The sequence below is a fragment of the Shinella sp. Sh6 genome (assembly GCF_055392685.1).
The window spans coordinates 143,880-164,041 of the sequence record NZ_AP044006.1 but is presented as its reverse complement, the minus strand read 5'-3'; the positions used below and the strand labels follow the sequence as shown (position 1 = coordinate 164,041).

General features: G+C 65.7%; 14 protein-coding genes. 1 reads left to right on the top strand and 13 read right to left on the bottom strand.

The genetic code is table 11. The features are described from left to right. Nucleotides 1-34 precede the first annotated feature (34 nt). The 5 genes from ACZ5TO_RS19075 to ACZ5TO_RS19055 all read right to left on the bottom strand — a co-directional run bounded on the left by ACZ5TO_RS19075 (nt 35) and on the right by ACZ5TO_RS19055 (nt 6,817). A complete protein-coding gene (locus ACZ5TO_RS19075; protein WP_464800820.1) occupies nt 35-2,344 on the bottom strand; it encodes an FTR1 family protein in 2,310 nt (769 codons plus the stop codon). Further along, the gene (locus tag ACZ5TO_RS19070) at nt 2,341-3,891 is read right to left on the bottom strand and encodes a multiheme c-type cytochrome (protein ID WP_464800819.1); all 1,551 of its coding nucleotides are present in this window, start codon (nt 3,889-3,891) and stop codon (nt 2,341-2,343) included. The genes ACZ5TO_RS19075 and ACZ5TO_RS19070 overlap by 4 nt, the downstream gene beginning before the upstream one ends. Then, nucleotides 3,888-4,415: a hypothetical protein gene (locus tag ACZ5TO_RS19065; RefSeq protein WP_464800818.1), complete on the bottom strand. Its 528-nt coding sequence runs from the start codon at nt 4,413-4,415 to the stop codon at nt 3,888-3,890. The genes ACZ5TO_RS19070 and ACZ5TO_RS19065 overlap by 4 nt, the downstream gene beginning before the upstream one ends. A 52-nt stretch (nt 4,416-4,467) precedes the next feature. Further along, nucleotides 4,468-5,481, bottom strand: a complete 1,014-nt coding sequence (locus tag ACZ5TO_RS19060; protein ID WP_464800817.1) for an imelysin family protein — start codon at nt 5,479-5,481, stop codon at nt 4,468-4,470. A gap of 151 nt (nt 5,482-5,632) precedes the next feature. Next, nucleotides 5,633-6,817, bottom strand: a complete 1,185-nt coding sequence (locus ACZ5TO_RS19055; RefSeq protein ID WP_464800816.1) for a cytochrome P450 — start codon at nt 6,815-6,817, stop codon at nt 5,633-5,635. A gap of 396 nt (nt 6,818-7,213) precedes the next feature. Here ACZ5TO_RS19055 and ACZ5TO_RS19050 point away from each other — a divergent pair, with 396 nt between their 5' ends. Then, the gene (locus ACZ5TO_RS19050; RefSeq protein WP_464800815.1) at nt 7,214-8,416 is read left to right on the top strand and encodes a hypothetical protein; all 1,203 of its coding nucleotides are present in this window, start codon (nt 7,214-7,216) and stop codon (nt 8,414-8,416) included. A 6-nt stretch (nt 8,417-8,422) separates the two neighbouring features. On the opposite strand, the gene ACZ5TO_RS19045 is transcribed toward ACZ5TO_RS19050, so the two are convergent. The 8 genes from ACZ5TO_RS19045 to ACZ5TO_RS19010 form a co-directional block, all read right to left on the bottom strand. Further along, complete coding sequence (locus tag ACZ5TO_RS19045) at nt 8,423-9,574, bottom strand: glycosyltransferase (protein WP_464800814.1); 1,152 nt, start codon at nt 9,572-9,574, stop codon at nt 8,423-8,425. Then, a complete protein-coding gene (locus ACZ5TO_RS19040) occupies nt 9,567-10,574 on the bottom strand; it encodes a polysaccharide deacetylase family protein (protein ID WP_464800813.1) in 1,008 nt (335 codons plus the stop codon). The genes ACZ5TO_RS19045 and ACZ5TO_RS19040 overlap by 8 nt, the downstream gene beginning before the upstream one ends. After that, a complete protein-coding gene (locus ACZ5TO_RS19035) occupies nt 10,567-11,988 on the bottom strand; it encodes a lipid II flippase MurJ (RefSeq protein ID WP_464800812.1) in 1,422 nt (473 codons plus the stop codon). The genes ACZ5TO_RS19040 and ACZ5TO_RS19035 overlap by 8 nt, the downstream gene beginning before the upstream one ends. Before the next feature lie 122 nt (nt 11,989-12,110). Then, nucleotides 12,111-13,598, bottom strand: a complete 1,488-nt coding sequence (locus ACZ5TO_RS19030; RefSeq protein WP_464800811.1) for an O-antigen ligase family protein — start codon at nt 13,596-13,598, stop codon at nt 12,111-12,113. Beyond that, entirely contained in the window at nt 13,598-14,731 is a 1,134-nt protein-coding gene (locus tag ACZ5TO_RS19025; protein WP_464800993.1) for a glycosyltransferase family 4 protein, read from the bottom strand. Before ACZ5TO_RS19025 ends, ACZ5TO_RS19030 begins: the two co-directional genes overlap by 1 nt. Beyond that, entirely contained in the window at nt 14,731-16,794 is a 2,064-nt protein-coding gene (locus ACZ5TO_RS19020) for a GumC family protein (protein ID WP_464800810.1), read from the bottom strand. Before ACZ5TO_RS19020 ends, ACZ5TO_RS19025 begins: the two co-directional genes overlap by 1 nt. 103 nt (nt 16,795-16,897) lie before the next feature. Next, entirely contained in the window at nt 16,898-18,052 is a 1,155-nt protein-coding gene (locus tag ACZ5TO_RS19015; protein ID WP_184141063.1) for a glycosyltransferase, read from the bottom strand. A gap of 107 nt (nt 18,053-18,159) precedes the next feature. Further along, the gene (locus ACZ5TO_RS19010; protein ID WP_464800809.1) at nt 18,160-19,872 is read right to left on the bottom strand and encodes an alpha/beta fold hydrolase; all 1,713 of its coding nucleotides are present in this window, start codon (nt 19,870-19,872) and stop codon (nt 18,160-18,162) included. Nucleotides 19,873-20,162: the final 290 nt, after the last annotated feature.

The window sequence follows — 20,162 nt, the reverse complement described above, 5'->3', positions numbered from 1 at the left end:
ACCGCGGCAACTGTCCCCGGCCCCGACGTGCAGCTTATACCGCCTTCCGCTGCCGGACGAAGCCGAAGACCGAGATCGCCAGGAACGCGGCGACAAGCGCCTGCGCAAGCAGCGCCTCGCTAACCGGGTAGAGGCCGAGATAGATCTGCAGCCATGGGCGATCCGGGAACCAGGCCACCGGCGTCGCGGAGACCAGGGCGGCCGTCTGGAGGCCGCGGATGCCGCTGCCGACCAGCACGACGCACAGAACGGCGAGCAGCGCGCCCGTCAGCCGGAAGAAGGCTGCGACGGGCAGCCGCGCCTCGAGGCCGAGCATGACATAGCCGACCCCGGCCGCCAGCACACCGCCCGCAGCAAGGCCTGCAAGCACCGGCAGGGCCGGCGCGTCGATCAGCAGCGCCTCGTAGAAGAGGACCGTCTCGAAACCCTCGCGGAAGACGACGAGGAACGATAGCGAGAACAGGGTGAACCATCCGAGGTAGCCCTTGCCGCCGCCCTCCGTCGCCTTCGCCGCGGCCGCCGCCTTGCGCCGGATCTCCGCGATCCAGTCGCCGACATAGGATTTGCGGAAGATCCAGTGCGTCACGTAGACGAGCACCGCGGCCGCGGCCAGCGCCGAGAGCCCTTCCAGCAGTTCCCGCTGGAGCGTGCTCAGAGCGAACAGGCGCCCGACGGCGAACCAGAGGGCGAAGGATCCGCCGAGCGCGGCGAGCACGCCGCCCGCCACCGGCCGGCGCCAGCCGCCGGCGCCGCGGGCGGGAAGGCCGCTCGCCTTCAGCGCGCCGATCATGCAGGCAAGGACAAGGACCGCCTCCAGCCCTTCTCGAAGGAGGATGGCCAGGGACTGCAGGAACGCTCCGAGACCCGAAAGCCTTGTGTCGAGGATGCGGGCTGCCTCCTGCGTCGCCGCTTTCATGCGCGCCACGGCAAGCGTCAGGGCATGCCCCGGCCCACGGGCGGCCACGATGCGGCCGAAGCCCGGTTCCGCCGCGCTGCCTTCCCAGAAATCCGCCTCCATCTTCAGCGCGAGGGCCGGGGCGCGCGGCATCAGGCGCTGCTCGATATCGGGGTCGAAGAGTGCATAGGCTTCCAGCCGCTTCAGCTCGGCGTCTTCCCAATTCTCCGCCGCCGAAGCCGCCAGCATCTCGTCGAGGACATCCGGCAGGAGCGAAAGCGCTGCCCCGTAGCCGCCCTTCGACAGGTCAGTTCCATAGGCCGCGGCAACCAGCCCCCGCGCCTCCTCCGCAAGGCCTGCAACCTTTGTCCCGTCGCCCTTTTGCGCGATCAGTGCCTGCATTTCCTTGAGGATGGCCGAAAGCCTGTCGAAGGCCTGCGGCGAACGGGCGGCAAGGTCGTAGCCGAGGTCCCCGAACAGCATCTCCGCCCGGTCACGGAACAGCCCGGCCTCGAAATATTCGAAGGGAATGGCGATTTCCCCGTCCCGTACGCCTTTCTCATATTCGACCGGCACGAGCGCCAGGAAACGCGCAAGCAGTTGGACCCGCCGGTCGCGCTCGTCGGGCGCAAGGCTCGCCGGTGCATAGGTGGCCAGCAGCGCTTCGATGCGCACGAGCGTCGCGTCAAGTTTCGGGGCCTGCGGATCGTCCAAGCGGGTGAAGGCTTCGGCGATCTCGCCCGCCTTCTGCGCGCCGAGCCGGGCCGCTAGGCTCTCCGACAGGAGCGCATGCAGTCCCGCTGCCCGCGCAAGCGAACCGGCAAGCTGGACCGCGTAACCGGCAGCGCGGTGGTCTCGCGCCTCCGCGACGGCCTTGCGCAGCTCGCCGGCATAGACGCTGAGCAGTTCCGTCTGGATCACGTCACGCGCCTCGTTAGGCGCCATCCGGCCGGTGCGGACCTCGCGCATGGCGATGCTGGCGGCCGTGTCGCGCGAGGTCCGGGCATATTCGCGGATGTTGAGCCAGCCAGCGGCTTCTTCCACCCGCCCCGCTTCGAGGCTCGAAAGCGCCGCTCGGAAGGCCCCGTCGAGCAATCCGGTCCAGACGCGGGCGCGCGCCGAGGCCGACGCTTCCGGATCCCAGCGCCCCACCGCTTCCGCGAAGGCTGTAACGGCCTTATCGACGGCCTCGACCCGGGAGGGCGCCGCCTCTTCATAGGCGGCCCGCAGCCGGGTGGACCAAAGGCCGCGAACGGCCTCCAGCCGCGCCGCGACATCCTCGTGCAGGCGGGTATCCGGTGTCCGGAAGAGACGGCGCTGGATCTGGGCGCTTTCCGCCCGCAGGGCTTCGGCATCCTGCCAGGGCACGTCCGCCGCTGCCACGGTCCCGAAGGCAGCGAAGAGGAAGGTCAGCACCGGAAGGAACAAGCGGGCGGCTTGGGCGATCATGGATGGGCCTCTTTCCCGGCGGGCAGGGTGAATTTTCCGGCCGCAAGCTCGAAGGGGGGAATGATCAGGTCCGTCTTCAACGTGTTGTAGGCGAATTCCTGGGTGGCGACGCGATACCAGAGCCGGGCTTCAAGGATGAACGGTCCCTTCGCCTCCGGCGGAAGCGGCGCCTCGTAGGCGACGACGTCCTCTCCCTTCGGCGGCACACCGGGGCGGACATGGGTGACGGTCGCCGTGATGAAGGTCAGGTGATCGGGAATGCGCCTGCCGTCCGTATCGCGGAAATCCTCGCGCCAGATCACGGCGTCCGGGTCGGTCTCGCCGCGCTCGGCGTCGAACGCGCCCGAATGGTAGATTTCCGCGCCGGAGGCATCGCGGACGGCGACCTCCAGCCACATGTATTTCTGGTCGACCACGCCGGTCGGCAGATTGTGCCCGGCGCCGAGGTTCTGCACGGCTACAGTGAAGCGAAGCCTGCCGCCGGCAACGACCGCCTCGCGAAGGGCAAGGCCCGCGGCCGAGCGCAGCAGCGCCCTCGTTGCCTCCCCCTGCCGGGCGATCAGCGCGGTGTTCCGCGCATCGGTGAGGGCCGGCAGGATGCCCCCGCGCAGGAAGGTCAGGTTGGAGCCGAGGCTGGTGTCGAACATCAGGTAGTTCGAGCCGACGAAATTGTGCGCATACCGCTCGGGCTTTTCAAGATTGCCGGCCCGGACCTGCCGGACATAGGCGGCAGGATCGGGCGCCATATGACAATCCTGGCAATTGACGCCGTTCTCGGCATACCAGCTCCCCTGCCACTCGGCGAAGGTCGTCTGCACATGCTGGCGGCTCGTGGCTTTGGACATCGAGCTGTCGTAGGCCTCAGTGTGGCAGCCGCCGCAGAAATCCGAGCTTGCTATCAGCGCGTTGGTCCCTGCCGCCCCGAAGGCGCGGGCATGGTCGCGCGGCGCGGCAAGGATCATCGCGTCCGGCAACCGGTCGACGCCCGTGTTGACCGCCAGCGTCAGCGCGCCGTTGCCTTCCTTCGGGTCGGCATGGGTGGCGGTGTGGCACATCACGCAGGTGATGCCCTCCGTTTCCGCGTCCGATGGCATGACGGACTTGAAGCGGTTGGTCCGTCCCGCCAGCACCTCGCCGGGCGCATGGCATCCCTCGCAGAAGCGGGATTTCTCGATGCCGTCCCTGTGCAGCCCCTCGTTGATCCGCACCGCGCGCTCGTAGACCGTATCGCGGCCGGCGATGGCGTGGAGCGACGGCGCCCATTCATCGAACTCCCGCCGGTGGCAGGTCGCGCATTTCGCCGCCGACTGGATCGACGCAGGGTCGGCGAACCGGCCGTTCTCCGTCTGCAGCCGCGACGGCCAGAACGGACGCGCCTTGCCGGCCGCATCCGGGCCGAACGGCAGGCGGTAGAACGGGATATCGGCAAGCTCCACGCCCGGCTCGGGCGGCGCCGGCGCCAGGATGCCCGTTCCGAGGATGAAGACGAGTGCCAGGAAAGCGCCGAGCGCGGCCGGGGGGAGATGCGTCTTGAACTGGTACTTCATGGCAACCGCCGCCCCTGCCCGCCCGCCGGAAGCGCCCAATGCCGCATGGCGAGATGGGCGAGAAAACCGATGGCGGCTACGAACGATCCCCAGAGGTGGAGGAAGGTCAGAACGTGCGTTGCCTCGAAGCTCCAGAACCAGAGCCGCCCCGCAAGATAGAGGGCGGTCGGTAGCGCCATCATCAATCCAGTGACGAGGACAAGGACGAATTTCACCAGGAGAAGCCAGGAAAGGCCGGTGAAGGCCGGCCGCTGGCTTCGCGGCAGTCCCCGCGCCACGTGCCCGCTGATCCAGGAGACGAAGAGCGCGACGAACACAAGCCCGGCGGCAAGATGCCCAAGAAGGACCACCTCTCCCGCGTTCCAGTTTCGCGCGGCGAGGAATTCCAGATGAAGGCCCGTGCCGAAAAGGAGGGCGAACAGCAGAGATAAAACCAGCGCACGCCGGATGCCCGGGCGCTTCGGGCCGTATTCCAGCACGAAGCGCCGGCAGGCGGGCTCGGGAAGGGTATCGAGACTTTCCATGCGTCCGGTCCTCCGGCCGGCAGGTCGCCGGCCGCATGTTCCGCGGCCTTTGTCAGCCGCGGATCTGCACGTCGGCCTTGGCGGCGGCCTGCAGCACCATGGCGACGATGCGGTCGGCGATGTCCTGCGCCTCGTTGCCCAGCGCGTCGGCCTCCTCGGCACCGAATTTCGTGCCGGCCGCCTCGCGGGCGCGCGTGTCCTCGACTAGCCCTAGCAACTCCTCGAAACCGGCCGTGATGCGGCTGTCGAGATCCGCATCGATTGCGACCACCACCGGCGAGAGCGCCTGCGAATACATCCGCCGGCACCCGCTCATGATGCCTTCGACATCCGTCAGGCGGCTCTGGGCGACGAAGGCGCCGATCTCGCCGGAGATGAACTGGGATTCCTTCCATTCGCCGAAATAATCGCCGACCGTCGGGGTCATCACGACGACGGAGGTGAAGGCGTCCTCGCGGTTCGGCTTCCAGGCCGTCATGTCGGCTTCGAGCGCTTTGGCCCATCGGGCCAGCCCCTGCGCCGCGCCAAGGCCCAGATTGGCGTCGAAGAGCATTTCCCCGCGCGTCACCTTGCCATCGCCGTTAAGGTCCGCCGGCAGCTTGACGCCTTTCTCGTCCATTCCCCAGAACAGGGGCTCGGTGATGGTGTGGAACAGGTTGCCGGGCCGCTTCAGCACGGTGCCGTCCGGCAGCGGCAGGTCGTATTCGGCAACGTCCTCGCTCTCCGTGCCCGGATTGCCGGCATCGAGGATCAGGTCGTACTTGGCCGTCTCGGGAATGCCGGCGACGATCCCCTCGATCGTCTCGTAGTGGTTGGATGCCTCCAGCCACAGGGCGCGGATGGTGTGGATCCGCTCTGCAAGCCGGGCGCCCTCGGCCGCCCACGCCGCCGCATAGTCCCCGCCATGCGCGGCGATCAGCGCATGATAATCGGCAAGGCCCGCCTCCAGAAGTTCGGCCTGCGCGACCAGCCCGTGGCTGTGCTCGAGCGTGAATTCCTTGACATTGGCAAGGCCGAGGCCTTCCGCATCGTCCGCCGCGACGCCGGCCACGGGTGCCAGAAGCAATGCCGTAGCCAGAACCAAACCTCTTCCATTCATGACCAGATCCCCCAAACGAAACAGAGTTGCGAATGGTTATCGGTCGCAGGACGGCCGTTCTTTGCGCCAGCGCAATGTGGAGGAATTCAGGAAGGTTTTCTTCGCGATAGCCGGCCCGTCACGCCGATGCGAGGAAGAGGGACGAAAATCCGCTCGCGGGATAGATTGCGCGGGCCGGCTCCGCGCCGGAAAGCAGCGTGAAAGATGCAAGCCCGTCGAGAAGCTCGTCCAGCATGACGTAGAGTTGCATCCGCGCCAGCCCCGCGCCCGGGCAGACATGGATGCCGGCGCCATAGAGCAGGTTCTGCGCCTGATCCCGCTCAAGCTGGAATTGCTCCGCATCGTCGAAGACCGCGCCGTCCCGGTTTGCCGATGCCCACATCACCGTTATCCGGTCTCCCGCCTGAAGCGTCCGTCCGCCGAGGGTCACCGCACGGGTGGCGACGCGGCGGTTGGAGATGAGCGGCCCGTGAAGCCGCAGGATCTCGTCGATCGCCTGCGGCAGCAGGGCCCGGTCCCGGCGAAGCGCGTCCTGGATATCGGGCCGTCCGGCGAGGAAGTGAAGGATGATGCCGACGCAGGCGGCGATGGTTCCAAGCTCGCCGACCGTCCAGTTGCGCAGGATGCTGACGATGCGGGAATGGTCCAGCCTCCGCCCGTCGACGCTCTGGCGCAGCAGGCAGGTGGTGAGGTCGTCGCCGGCAGCGGCTCCCGCCCGTTCGCGCAGTTCGAGCTGTGCGCGGATATGGCCGTCGAATTCGAGGGCGACGGACGCCATCTCTTCCGCATCCCGGGCAAGCGTCGCGGCACGGTTCCGATAGATCCATTGCAGCAGCGGCGCATGCAGGCTTTGAGGCCAGCCGAGGAAGCCGCACTGGATGCGCACCGCATAGGGCTCCGCGACATCCCGGATGATGTCGCGGGAAAGGTCTTTTGCCAGTTCCGCCACGAGATCGCGCGCGATCCCGCGGAAGACGGGCTCGAATGCCGCAATGCGCTCCGGTGCGAAATAGGGCTCGATCATGTCGCGGTAGAGCGTGTGCTCGGGCGGGTCCATCCCGTTGGGAACGGACGGATGGCGCGAAACCTGGTTGCTGAAGGTCTCATGATCGCCGAGGACCCGCAGGACATCCACATGGCGGAAGAGAGACCATCCGAGATAGTCGCTATGGGCGATGGGACATTCCTTCCGCATCCGGTCATACGCGCTGATCTGGTCCCGCTGGACCTCGGGACTGCGCGGATCCCAATCGACCGGACATTCCCGCGCGTTTCGACCTTCTTTCCGGACCTGCTGTTCCATTGCCCACCTATCCTGCCGTTTGCGACAGGTAGCGCAGCAGATGGCCGTCAGGTCTTTGTTCCCTCACAAAGAACTCTGCGCGATTTCACCGTTGCTCACCTTTGCGAAATGATAATGCGGTATTCAGCGGAAACCCTCGCATCAATCCATTGGACAGCGTTACCGGACATGTCTGACAAAGCACCAAGCCATGCGCCGCAAAGAGCGGGGCGAAGCGACCGCCGGACAGGAACGAGCCGGCTTGATCTTTTTCCGCGAAAAGGCCGATTGCAGCAGCCTTGCCGTCATCTGACGCAATGGGCGGCCGGCATGGGCCTTTGCCTGCTAGTGGCGACGTCCCCGGCATCCGGTGCGGATGCACCGACACTCCGGTGGCAGATGGGCGCGGGCAATATCGTGACCTTCCGCACGGGCGCGCCGACCGCCCCCCTCTACCAGGCGCTGCAATGGGTCGGCGCCCGTCTCGGCAGGATGGACTCCTACGGTTGGCGCGACCTGCAGAGGGTGCCGACCCCTCACGATTTCGACGCCGCGATGATGGAGGCGCACGACAACGGCATCACGCCCATCTTCCTTCTCGAATACGAGGGAAGCTACCAGACGCTCGACCCGCCGCAGCCGATCGGCTCCTATGACGACTGGTTCAGGGCCGGTGCGGAATATGCCCGCCGTTTCCGGCCGAACGGCGAATGGGGCCATGAGCACGGGATCAAGGATTTCGGCGCCACGATCTACTCCATGACCAACGAGCCGGACGTCCAGAACACCATCCCCAAGAAGGACTATCACGATGCGCTGGAGGGATTTGCCGACGGCATCCACTCCGTCGATCCGGCACTGAAGGTGGTGCCGGCCGGCTTTGCCGCCTGCAACATCGATGGCGACGCGACGCTGCGAGGCTACGGACCGGCCATTGCCGATCTCCTCGAATCCGGCAAGCTCGACGGCATCGATCTGCACACCTACTACAACGACCGCTGGTTTCCGCTGACCGAGGGCCGCCAGTTCTCGGCCCAAAGCTGCTTCGACCGCATCAAGGCCGCGCTTGGCCTCAAGCGGGACATCAATTTCTACGCCACCGAATTCAACATCGCGCGGAGCGAGGGCTGGTCCGATGAGAAACTGGCGGCAAGCCTCTTCCTGACAGCCATTTGGGACAACCTCGGCGTCGTCGGCGCGGACGGTCGGCCGGCGATGGTGTTCGCCTTCCCCTGGGCCCTTCCCGATACGCCGGAGGTCGACGGTCCGGCCTATGCCATGGCGGTCAGCGACGATCCGTGGCGACCGGAAGAACGTGCAAAGGTTTTGAAAAGGGTGCTGGACCTTGCCGGCGACATGACCATCATCTCCTCCGATCCTTACGGCACCGGCACGATGCACCTGAAGGGAGCGGACGGGGACCTCTTCGTCTGGCACAACAGGCAGGGCTGGACGAACCTCACCGATGGCCGTTGGCCGATCAGCCTGCCGGAGGGCGCGCGCAAGGTGGAGCTATGGGGATGGGACGGCTTGCGGTCGATCCACGACGTCAGTGGCGACAGCTTCGTCTTCGAGGCGCTGCCCGCAGGCGAGACCTATATGGCCCTCGTCACCCACTGAGGGCCATCAAACGGCTGCGGCCCGCTTGCCCGCTGCTGCGGCCTTCCAGGCATCATTAAGCTGGCCCGCAATCGCGTCATACGTAAAGCGCAGACGGACGTTTTCGAGCGCCGCCGCCGCCTTTTCCTGCCGATCCCGCGGATCGGCATGGATCGCCTCGATCAGCGAAGCAAGGGCGGCCGAATCCCGTTCCGGCGTCACCCACCCACCTTCTCCGATCACGTCGGGAATGGCGCCGGACCGCGCGCCGACGACCGGAACGCCGCAGCCCTGCGCTTCGATGATCACGCGGCCGAACTGCTCCTTCACCGACGGCGTCGTGCGGGTCATGAGCACAAGCGCATCGAGCGAACGCAGGAAGGCGGCGACCTTTGCGGGCTCGTCCCAACCCGTGATCTGCATGCGGTCGGAAAGGCCGAGGGCCGCCGCCTTCTCGCGCAGCGCCGCCTCGTAAGGCCCCTCGCCCATCAGCTTCAGGACGACCGGCACCGGAGTGCGGGCCATCGCCTCGAGCACATCCTGGATGCCCTTTTCCTCGATCAGCCTGCCGACATAGCCAAGCACGAACTGCGCCGGGTCCTTCTTCTCGCCGGAGGAGCGATGCGGCGTGAACACCGTGTCGTCGACGCCGTAGCCGATCATGCTGACCGGCCCGCTATAGCCTCGCGCCTCGACCACCATGGTTGCGTCGCTGCTGCGCGAGAGAATGTGATCGGTCGCACCCAGCACGGATTTGCGGATCGTCTCGAAAGGTGGCGGCAGGCGCTTGAGGATGTTCTGGTCCACCTCCAGCACAAGCCCCGCATCGCCCTTCAGCCACCGCGCCTGCAAGGCGACAAGGCTCCAGGGCTCTTCCCACAGATGGATGACGTGCGGGCGAACCTTTCGGATGAGGCGGTGAAGGCCGGGATAGACGTGGAGATACCAGCTGAACGGCCCGGTATGGGAGAAGAGAATGGGCATCACATGAGTCGTGATGCCGGCATCGGCCGGAGGGTCGGCGATGATCTCGCGGCCGAACTGCTTCCAGCGCTGCGGCACCACGAGATGAACATCGAGATCGTCGCGCCCTGCAAGGGGAGCATAGCGCAGACGGCCGGCCGCACGCGAGACGGCCGTGTGAGCGATGGAAATGACCCGCAGTTTCTCCTCAGACACGTCCAAGCGCCCTGGCCGCCGCGGCCGAAGCGCCGGCCATATGCAGTTCCGGCACGAGAAGCGTGCGATAGGCCCCGTTCAGCGTGACGCGAGGATAGGCGTAGGGAACAGGCCCCGGGCGGATCAGGCCCTTCGTCGTTGTCGCGACGCCTTCGTAGCCGACCTCCTGCGCGATCGCAAAATCCCGCGGCCCGCAATCCTTCATGCGGCCGTATGGAAACGCGAAATGCTTGACCGGAACGCCGAGTTTCTCACGCAGGCGCTCGCGGCTGCCGCCCAACTCGTACCGGGCCTCCTCCCGCGTCAGCTCGGAAATCCGCGGATGGGACACCGTGTGCGAGCCGATCTCGACCAGCGGGTCCTGCGCCAGCTCCGACAGCATCTGCCAGGTAATCGCGTGCTTTTCGCGCATTTCGAGCGGATCGACACCGTTCCCGGCGCAGAACTTCGCATAGTGCTCGTCCATCGCCGGGCCGTCCCACTGGGTCTGTAGCGCGGCATAGGTCGCAAGCTTGCGCTCGATCGTGTCCGTCTTGATCTCTTCGCCGTCCACGAGGATGCTGTCGCGAGAGCGTATCGTGTCCTCGAGGCCCGCCCAGCACAACGACATCGTGCCGTCGGGAATGCCGGTCGTGACGAACAGGGTCAGCGGAACGCCGTGACGGCGGAAGAGCGGAACCACCTCCTCGTAGGTGTCGCGATAGCAGTCGTCGATCGAGAAGTTCACGAAGGTGTCACGGGTCGTCCCATCCGCCGCCAGGCGAAGCCCCTCCTCGATCGTCACGATCCTGCGTCCGCTCGTCGCCAGATGGTTGAGCAGGGCATCGAGGAAATCGAGGTCGAGGTAGAAATTGCGATTGGGCAGGGACGGCCACACCGCACGCGGCGCGGCGCGGTGAAAGGTGAAGAAGCATCCCCGCGCGCCACGAAAGGCGTCGGTCCACCGAGCCGCCGCCGTAACGATCGCGCCGGACAGAAATGTATCGAAGCCGTCAAGCATCTGGCTTGGAGCCCAGTCTTGAAATAGCGTAGAGATATAGTCTTCCATAAGTTTCCTGTGCGAGCAAACCGACCGAAAGCAATACAGATATTATATAAGCGCCAACACCAAGTGCCAGACGGGCAAGCGTACCATCGAAAACGTGAAGAATTTGGTAGGCGGCAATCACCATAACTGCCGCCGGCAGTAACCCCTTGGCAATAATTCGAAGCAACGACAGGCGCACCGTCAGCGACATCAGAACGGCCGTGCAGAGGACGAGGCTGCGCACGGTCTCGCCGAAGCCGAGGAGCAGCGTGCCGTGGGCATGGACATCGGCGAAGGTCGACGTCACCGCATTGGCTGCGAGGTTGGCGATATAGGACGACACGAGGATTGCCGCCGCAAGCGTGCTGCGGCCCGCCCGGTTGAGGAGACGCAGCAGGATCCATCCCAGCGTCGACGCCCACAGGCCGACGGAAATGCCGCGAAGCGCAGCGCCGGTCAGCGCCACGCCCTGGGCGTCGAAGGCACCGCGCTCGAAGATGAGGCGAATGATGTCCGGGGCGAACATGAAGATGAAGGCGGAGGCCGGCATCATCACGATCACGACGAAGCGGGTCAGCGCCTCGGCCTGCTCGTCCAGCCTCTCCGTCGCCCCGCGGGAAAGGACGGAAAGACCGATCGGCTGGCTCAGCAGCAGGAAGGCGCTATCCGTCAGCGTGCGGGCATAGTCCATGGAGGCGATGGCGCCGGTCGTAAGGCGTGACGCCAGAAGGCGCTCCAGCCAGATGTTCGCCTGCTCGGCGAGCGGCAGCGGCAGGAACGGGACGAGGCGGCCGATAAAAAGGCGCAGCTCCGACCAGACGTCGGCCGGCGACAGCTGCTCGAAGGAGAGGTCCCCTTCGCGCCAGAGCGTCCACAAGGCCCAAACCGCCAACGCGTTGAACGACAGCGTAAAGGCGATGGCGAGCATTGCACCCTTGTCGGTCAGCACCAGCATGCACAGGCCGAGAATCACGCCGACATTCAGGATGCTGGCACGCGCATTGGTCACGCGGGTCTTGCCGAGCGCGATCTCGCCGGCCGCAAGGCAGTTGAGCACCACAGAGGCAGGCATCGAGAAGGCCATGATGTGGACGAAATGGATCGTCATCTGCTGCTCGGCTTCGGAAACGCCGGTCAGCATGGCATCGACCAGAATGGTGGTCGAAATCATCGTCAGCAGCATCAGGAGAGCACCGATGGAGGTGAGCGCGACCGTCATCGCTGCGAGGCGATGAGCCGCCATGCCGGCTCGCCTCGCCTCCTGCATGCGCGGAATGAGGATCGCGGGGACGCTCTCGTTCTGCAGGAAGGCAAGCGGCACCAGGATGATGGTGAGCGAACTGCGGAAGCTGTCCGCAAGCGCGGCCACGCCCACGACATGCGCCATGAATATCTCGCGCCCGAAACCGAGAGCCTTGCTGAACAGGGCTCCGCTCGACAGTTTCGTCGCCACCTTCCTGATCGAAGGCGCAGCCGCGGCGTCAGGCCGGGTTTCCGGTGCCTCGTCCATCATGCCGCACGCCCGCGATCGATGACCGGAATCAGCACGACGAAACTCCAGAACAGAAAGCCGGCCTCGGCCGCGCTGATATTGGCGAGAGGCATCTGCAGGAGCCCCCCCATGGCCATGGCCCCGACAAGGACCGCCTGGCGGGATCGCTCCAGAAGCGCGCGGATGACGGCACCGGAAATGGCCCAGAAGAAACCGCAAAGGCACAGGATGCCGGCCACGATCCCCATCATCATCCAGCAGGCGATGATCATGCCGTCGATCGGCATCTGGCCGGCGGAGCCGACATCGGTAACCGTGAAGCCATTCCCGATCAGCGAGCTGTCAGGCAGGGACCAGAGGGTGGAATATTGCTGCAGGCGCTCCTGGAAGGAGCCATCCTGGCTGCCTTGCCCAAGCGTCGCCAGGCGGTCGCCGATGACATCGGAGAAGGGCGGGATGGTGACGGCAACGGCGCCGGCAAGGACCAGCGCGAGCATGATGATCTGCGCTTTGCCGCGCGTCTGTGCAAACAGCAGGCAGAACATCAGGGAAATGGCCATGGCCAGCCAGGCGGTCCGGTACAAGGAGAGAAGAAGGGCGAGGATCGACGGCAGGGCCACGAGAAGGGACAGCCAGCCGGACCGGAGGAAAGCGACGAGCAGCAGGCCCACCACCGTGAAGCTGGCAAAGCTTGCGGGGCTGTTCATCGTCGAGAAGACGCGCACGCCGTACGGCACGGGCTGGCCGATCGAAAGGATCGGTGCGAACTCCATCCAGTATCGGTCCCAGGCCTGGGGATCGACATACTGCAGAATGCCGTAGAGCCCGGTGATGGGCAGGATGACGCAGAATGCAGAAACGGAGGCTTCCAGTATCTCGTCGCGATTGGCGCGCATGGCCAGCACGCCGGCATAGAGGATCGGCGAGAACCACTTGACGAGGCCGCTTGCCGCATCGTTCATCTTGCCCTGCAGCAGGGAAAGCACGCCGGCATAAAGAATGCATGCCCCGACCAGCATGAGCGGACCGAACCGATCGTCGAGGGGCGCCTTGGGATCGAGCAATCGGCGCAGTTCGACGGCAGGCACCAGCAGCGCGATCAGCGGACCGACCAGCATGAGGCCAAGTTCGTCGTATCCCGCTCCGGCGTCGACGATGCGGCGAACGAAGGGCGCGAAGGAGAAGAGGACGAGGCAGGCCTGGAAGTGCGAGGCGATGCCGCTTCGCCAGGCGAAGGCCGCCACCGCGACGCAACCGAGCACGAAGAGCGGGCGCCCCAGTCCACCGGTAAAGCCGCCGACGACGGTAAAGGCGGCGATGAACAGCAAGGCCGGCACCCAGCCGCGCGCAATGCTCGACACAGCCTCGCTTTCGGCCGGAACGGGCAAAGCCTCGATCGGCTTGCGCCTTTGCGCTTGCGGACGCCGCGCTACTCCAATCCTGCGCTGGTCCCGGCCTCGGCGAGCGATCTTTTCTATATCCAACGAACCGTCGCGCCCCGCCATCATCCGGCCGCCGCCTTGACGATGCGAGCTATCGTTTCCCGCATGGCATCGACGCCATAGACCGCGTTCACGCGCTCACGCCCGACCGTCGCCCTTTCACGGAACGGCCGAGGATCGGAAAAGAGGTCGCGCACCGCCTTCGCAAGAGCATCGGCGTCGCCGGGCGGCACGAGCTTGCCTGCCTTGCCGCCGTCGAGAATTTCCGATGAAGCGCCGCAATCCGTCGCGATGACCGGGGTTCCCGCCAGCATGGCCTCGACGATCGTCAGGCCGAAGGGCTCCGGATCGATGGAGGAATGAATGACCCCATCCACAGCCTGCATGAGCACCGGCACGTCACTGCGCTGGCCGAGGAAGCGGACGCGCTCGCCGAGACCTTCCCGCTCCACCATGGCTTCGAGTTCCTGCCGGTAGGCGTCTTCGCCGAACAACGCGCTGCCCACCAGGATGCATTGCACATCCGGCAGGGCCTTCAGGGCATCGAGCACGACATGCTGGCCCTTCCAGGGGGCAAGCCGGCTGAAAACGCCGACAAACGGTCCCTGCGGCAGGCCAAGAGACGCGCGGTCGACAGCCTGCGGCGGCGTGAGGACGATGCCGTTCGGAACGATCCGCACCCGTTCGGCCCGTCCGCCGGCCTCGATGAAGGCATCGGCGGCGGCCCGGGACGGCACGATCACCAAGGCCGCCCTGCGGTTTGCCAGCAGAATCTGGAGCCGGCGCTGCATACCGCCGAAATGGCGCTCATTCATGATGTCGTGAAGGTGCCAGACAAGGGGGCGGCGGAAGAAGAAGGATGCCAGCGCGCAGAGAAGAAAGGCCTTTTGCGAATTCGCATAGACGACGTCGTGTCCGCGGGCAGCGGCGGCGATGGCGAAGACCAGCTTTTGCAGCCGCCGCAGCAGCGGCAGGGCGGCAAGGAGCGATCGATCCCGGCGGATGGCGCCGAGTTGGGCGCCGGAGGGTGCGACAACGACATCCAGTCCCCGTCGCCGCAATACGTCTGCCAGCGGGCCGCCTTCCAGCAGGAAGGCGGATGCACCGGGCCAATGCGCGGCAAGGTTGGCGAGCACATATTCGGCACCCGACATCACGCCGGTCTGGTTGACGAACAGAACCCGCGGCGCGCCCATCACGTCGCCTTCCTGCCCCGGGCGAACGCGCGCATCGCGCGGTCGTCCTTGCCGAGCGCCGGCACGAGAACGGCGCCCGCGCTCCTCAGGCCAAGCCTGGCAAGCGTCGTCTCGGCATTCGCGCGCCTGGTCTCCTGCGCGTCGCCGCGGTCGATGCAGACCACCGTGCCGAGTTCCATCTCCGCCAGGCTCCGCAGCGCCTCATGGGATCGCGGATCGAGGAGAGCCGGGCCGGTGAAAAGCACGAGATCGTAGACCTTTGCCCATCCGATCAGGGTCTCAAGCCCTGCGATGTCGCCGCTTTCCAGAAGGCCGAGGGTTTCATTGTCGCCGGCCATGACGTGGAAGCCGGGAGTGGAGGTGCGCGATATGCCGGCCGGCAGCCGGGCCGCTCCCGTCATCACATCGCAAAGCGTGGGTTCCCGGTTCGGCAATTTGAATGCGTCCGCGAATTCGCGCGCGGCCGATCCGCATTCGACGGCAAGGACGTTGTGCCCCTTCTTGGCGAGAACCTGCCCGGCGGCGAGCGTCAGGAAGGCAGCGTCGCGGGAGCCGCCTTCCGTCGGCAGGACCAGCAGCGGCCGGCCGGCACTGGCATCGAACAAATCGGTCGCGAATTCCTTGACGCCCTGCTGAAACCCGACGGCGCACATGCTTCGCCGCAGGATCGCAAGCAGATCGTCACCGGCACCGCCTGCCAATCCGATTGCCGGCAGGTCGGGGAGCGAACCGATGATCTCGAGCGGTTCTGGCTTCAGGACATCGTCGTCCCTGCGCGGCTCGGAAGCATCGTCCTCGTGGTCAAGCTGGCCGAACCCGTTGCGGATCCTGTCCCACAGGACGCAGCTTGCTGCCGCCAGGAACAGGCCGAGGGCGAGCCCCGCCGCGACCATGGGGGTCTTCTTCGGGAAATAGGGACGCGTCGGCTTTTCGGCCAGGCTGACAAGCCGGGTGCCGCCGGTCAGGGAGCGGCGTTCCGATTCCAGCTCGCTCGCACGCTGATAAAGCTGCGCATAGAGCTGGCGCTTGGCTTCGACGTCGCGGACCATACCCTCGATGGAGGATTCGTCAGTGCGTGCGTTGGCCGCATTGTCCTTGGCCTTGTCCACCTCCTTGCGGAGCGTCGTGACGAGATTGCTCGCCGTCTCGAAGTCTTTCTGGGCGCTGACGGAGATGCGCTCGATCTCGTTCGCCAATTGCTGTTTCAAGAGGGAAAGCGAGGCTTCCAGCATGCGGCGCTGGGGATGAAGCGTGCCGAGAACGGCGCTGCTGGCTGCAAGCTGGTTTCCGACCGTGGCGATCTGCTGCTTGAGGTCTGCGACGGTGCGGCTGTCGAGCGCCATCTGCGAGGCCGAGGCGTCGCGCCCGTTCTTCATGTCGCGAATCGCATCGAGGCGCGCCTGCGCCTGGGCCTTCGCCTGTTCGGCAGCGGCCAGTTGCTGGCTGGCGCTCGTCAGGCTTTCGGAACTGATCGAGGCCGTCGCGCCTTGCACAAGGCCGTTCTGACGGCGGAAGCTCTCGATCTTGGCGACCTGCTCGCGGATTTCCTTGTCGAGATCGGTGACTTCCTGCCAGAGCCATTTCGCTGCGACTTCACGGCTATTGGATTCGGTGCCGCGCTGGTCGTTCAGATAGGCCGTCACCAGCGCGTTCGCCATGGTCATGGCATTGTCCGGCGAGGCCGACGTGTAGGAGATCGAAAGCACACGCGAACGACCGACGGCACCGACCGAATACCTGTCAGCGACCTTGTCGGCAAGCTGTGCGGTATCGTTCCGCAGGCTTTCGCACCCGGCCGAGGAACTGCTGCACACTTCCATCGCGGCATCGAGAGCGCCGGGCTGGGAAAGCGCGAGCTTCATCAGGCGCGAGGAGCGCAGGATCATGATCTGGCTTTCGAGGTCGGCGGGGTCGCCCTGCTTCTGCGCCCAGACATCCGAGGTGCGGGTGGCCGGATCTCCTTCCGCGACGATGACCATGCCGGTCGCGAGATAGCGCGCCGGCAGGACGATCGCGGTGACGAGCGACAGCAGCACGATAGCCAGGAAAATGACGACAAACATCAGGCGGTGGCGCCAAAGGCTGCCCACCACCCCTGTCCGCATCAGAAAGGGAGCTGCATTGAACAGATGGCGTTCCATCGTGTTCCGCGTCTCGGCCATAACGTCATCCGCCTTCTGTCGAGAATTTGCTGGCGGGCACATAGCCGACCGCCGAAGATCTGTAGTCTGCAATGCTTTGGTTAACATAGGCGCGCAGCCCCTCGCGGAACCGCTCGGCCGAAAAGCCGGCCGCCTGCGCGCGGCAGTTTTCCGGCAGGAAGTCCCCTTCCCGCTCGATGAAGCGGCGCACGCATGCGGCAATCGCGGCAGGCTCCGGAGCATCGAAGAACAGGCCCGTCTTGCCGTCGAGGACGGATTCGCAGGAACCACCGCGGCCAAGCGCGAGCACCGGCGTTCCCTCGGACTGCGCTTCGACAGAGATGATGCCGAAATCCTCTTCCGCCGCAAAGACGAAGGCGCGCGCGCTTGCCATGAGCTCGCGCATCGCCGCGTCGCTGACGAATCCGGCAAACGTGACGTTGGGGCCGGCGATCTTGCGCAGGTGGCCGGCCTCGGGGCCGTCACCCGCCACGATGAGCTGCTGGTCCGGCAGTTCGGAGAACGCCCGGACGATCGCCTCGATGTTCTTGTAGGGCACCAGGCGGCTGGCGGCCAGGAAGTGGCGTCGTTCCGCCGGTGCATCGGTGCGGGAGGAAAGCTGGACCGGCGGATAGAGAACCCGCGCCTTGCGGCCATAGACCTTGCGGATGCGCCGGGCGACGAAATGCGAATTCGCGATCATCATGTCGGGGCCGTGCGCGGTACGCGCATCCCAGATTCTCAGCCAATGCAGGAGCGGGCGGGCGAGGAAGGTCGTGATCGAGCTCTTGTTGCGCGCAAGATAGGTGTGCTGCAGATCCCACGCATAGCGGATCGGCGAGTGAACATAGGATACGTGCAACTGGTCGGGCCCCGTCAGCACGCCCTTGGCCGCCGCATAGCTGCTCGAAATGATGAGGTCGTAGGGCGAAAGGTCCAGTTGCTCGATGGCAATCGGAAAGAGCGGCAGGAACGCCCGGTGGGCCCGCCGCACGAAAGGCAACTTCTGGATAAACGTCGTCCGGGTGGATTTCAGCCCGATCTTCGCGCGGTCTTCCGGCTTCAGGAAGTCGAAAAGGCAAAAGACATCGGCGTCGGGATAGCAGCGAAGCATCTCCTGAAGCACGCGTTCGGCGCCGCCGACCGTGTAAAGCCAGTCATGTACAATTGCCACACGCATTAGGAAACCCCGCTATACCTCTAGTCTGGTACAGCGGCACGGCATAAAATTTGGTTAATTTATTGCTTCCGAGTGTTCCGGTTTCCCGCTTTCGGCGCCCATCCTCCTCACGCAGCCGACAATCGGACGGATTGCCGTTCGATTGCGGCGACGGCGTCGACGACGCCGTTCAAAATAGCCTTGCGGGCGTGGCGGGCCGTCATATTGTGCTCTGCGTCCGGCACGATCCGGACGACGGCATTCTCATAGTCCGCGGCGGGGCGGTCGCCGAAATGGCGCACCAGTTCGTCGCGCCCCGCATCGTTCTCCGCAAGGATCAGGAACGAGACCACCCCGCGGGCGTGAAGCGCATCGGCCTGCTCGCGCACGGTCCGGGTGAGCCGGCATGGGCCGGCGAAACGGCGCAGGCGTTGGGCAAGGAGCGCTTTGACGATCTTGTTCGCCTCCCTGAGGAGAGTGCTCAGCGGAATGCCGGCCAGAACCTCTTTCACCGTTTTCATGGAGAGCGCGCGGCGGCGGTAGTCGGCCAGGGACGATGTGCCTCCGCTGATAACCTGTTCGAATGTCTCGTCCGGGCCGAGCGCGAGGCGGGGTGGATTGACAGCCACCACGCCCCTGATACGGGGATCGCGCACCGTGGCCTGAACGGCGGCATAGCCGCCGCTGCAGCGGCCGGAAACCAGGACCGGCCCGAGGCCCATCTTCTCTACCGCCGTGACCGCCTCCAGCACGTCGCCGATCTGGCCCTCGTCGTAGAAGAGGGGTCGGTCGACGCCATGGCTGTCGCCGATCCCTCCGGTATCGACGCGGAGGCTGGCAATGCCCTGCTGCGCGAGAGAACGGGCGAACTCCACATGCATGCGGGCCCAGCCGATATGATAGTTGTCGCCGGAATTGACGAAAACGACCACCGCCCTGCTCGCGCGGGTCGTGGGTCGGCACAGGATGCCGAACAGACTGCCGCCCTTGCCGAACAGCAGGGGTGTTTCGGCAAATCCGGTGCCCTTCAAGGCGGCAGCGGCCACCGGCTCCCTTGCGCCGGCTTTCGCGCCCGGCGGGACGGTGTCGGCAAGCCAGCCCAGCACCTCGCCGAAGTCGCCGGCAGGCGGAGTGGAAGCACGGCTATAGGTGACGAAGTCCTCGTGGGCCGCGTAGTCGACGGCAGTCACGACAAAGCCGGCCGTTGCGAGCCGTGCAGGCCATTCGTTGGCGGCACGCGTGCCCGGCGGCAGCATTGCCAGAACCGGGAGCGGCCGAGGCGCGTGGCCGAGGCGCAACGCGGAGATTTCCGCGGCAAGGCTTTTCGAAAGGAAATGTCCGGCAACGTTGATGCTGTTTTCCGAGGTTTCGAGCGGCAGGCGCAGGAAGGAGCCGATCATCTTGCTCCAGACGTCTAGCTCGCGCAGGCCCGCCCTTCCCTCGTTTTGCGGCGCCATCAGGACCAGCGCATCCGCAAGCAGGTTTTCCGTCGAATGCGCCGCCATGAGAGCGCCAAGCCCGTGGCCGACGAGAACGAGCTTCTCGATACCGTGATTGACCCTCAGGAAGGTTGCAGCCGCGCGGAGCGCGTCCCTCCACGTCTCCAGGGATTCGATCGAGCCCGCATCCCCGAGGCTGTCGCCGGCGCCCGGCCAATCGAAGCGCAGGCAACAATAGCCGGCGTCGGCCAGACGATCGGCGAAAGCTGCCCAGCCCCGGCGAATAGTGAATTCCTCCAGCCCCCAGGCCGGCACCATCAGGACACCGACCTTACCGCCGCCGTCGTGGACAAAGCCGGCGCATGCGCCGAAGGTGACCGGCACGCCGAAGGCGCGCCTCACGACCGTGTCTCGTAGATTCGTTTTGCAACACACATGGTCAACTGGTTCCCGCCGGCGTGTGAAATGAACCGAAGCCGGGCGCGGCCGACCGTAAGGCGCGATCGGCATTCGCCTGGCCAGCCGCGTGGAGCGTTCCTATCCCGAAAAGGCAAGTCCGGATCGCGCGAGACTTCGTCAAACGACGCCCTGGCAGGAATATTCGAAATTTCCGGACCGCTGTCATTCCCGAAGTGGAACGACGGTAACCAAACCATTAACTTTAAGGTGCTCCCCGGGCGCTGTCGGACGGC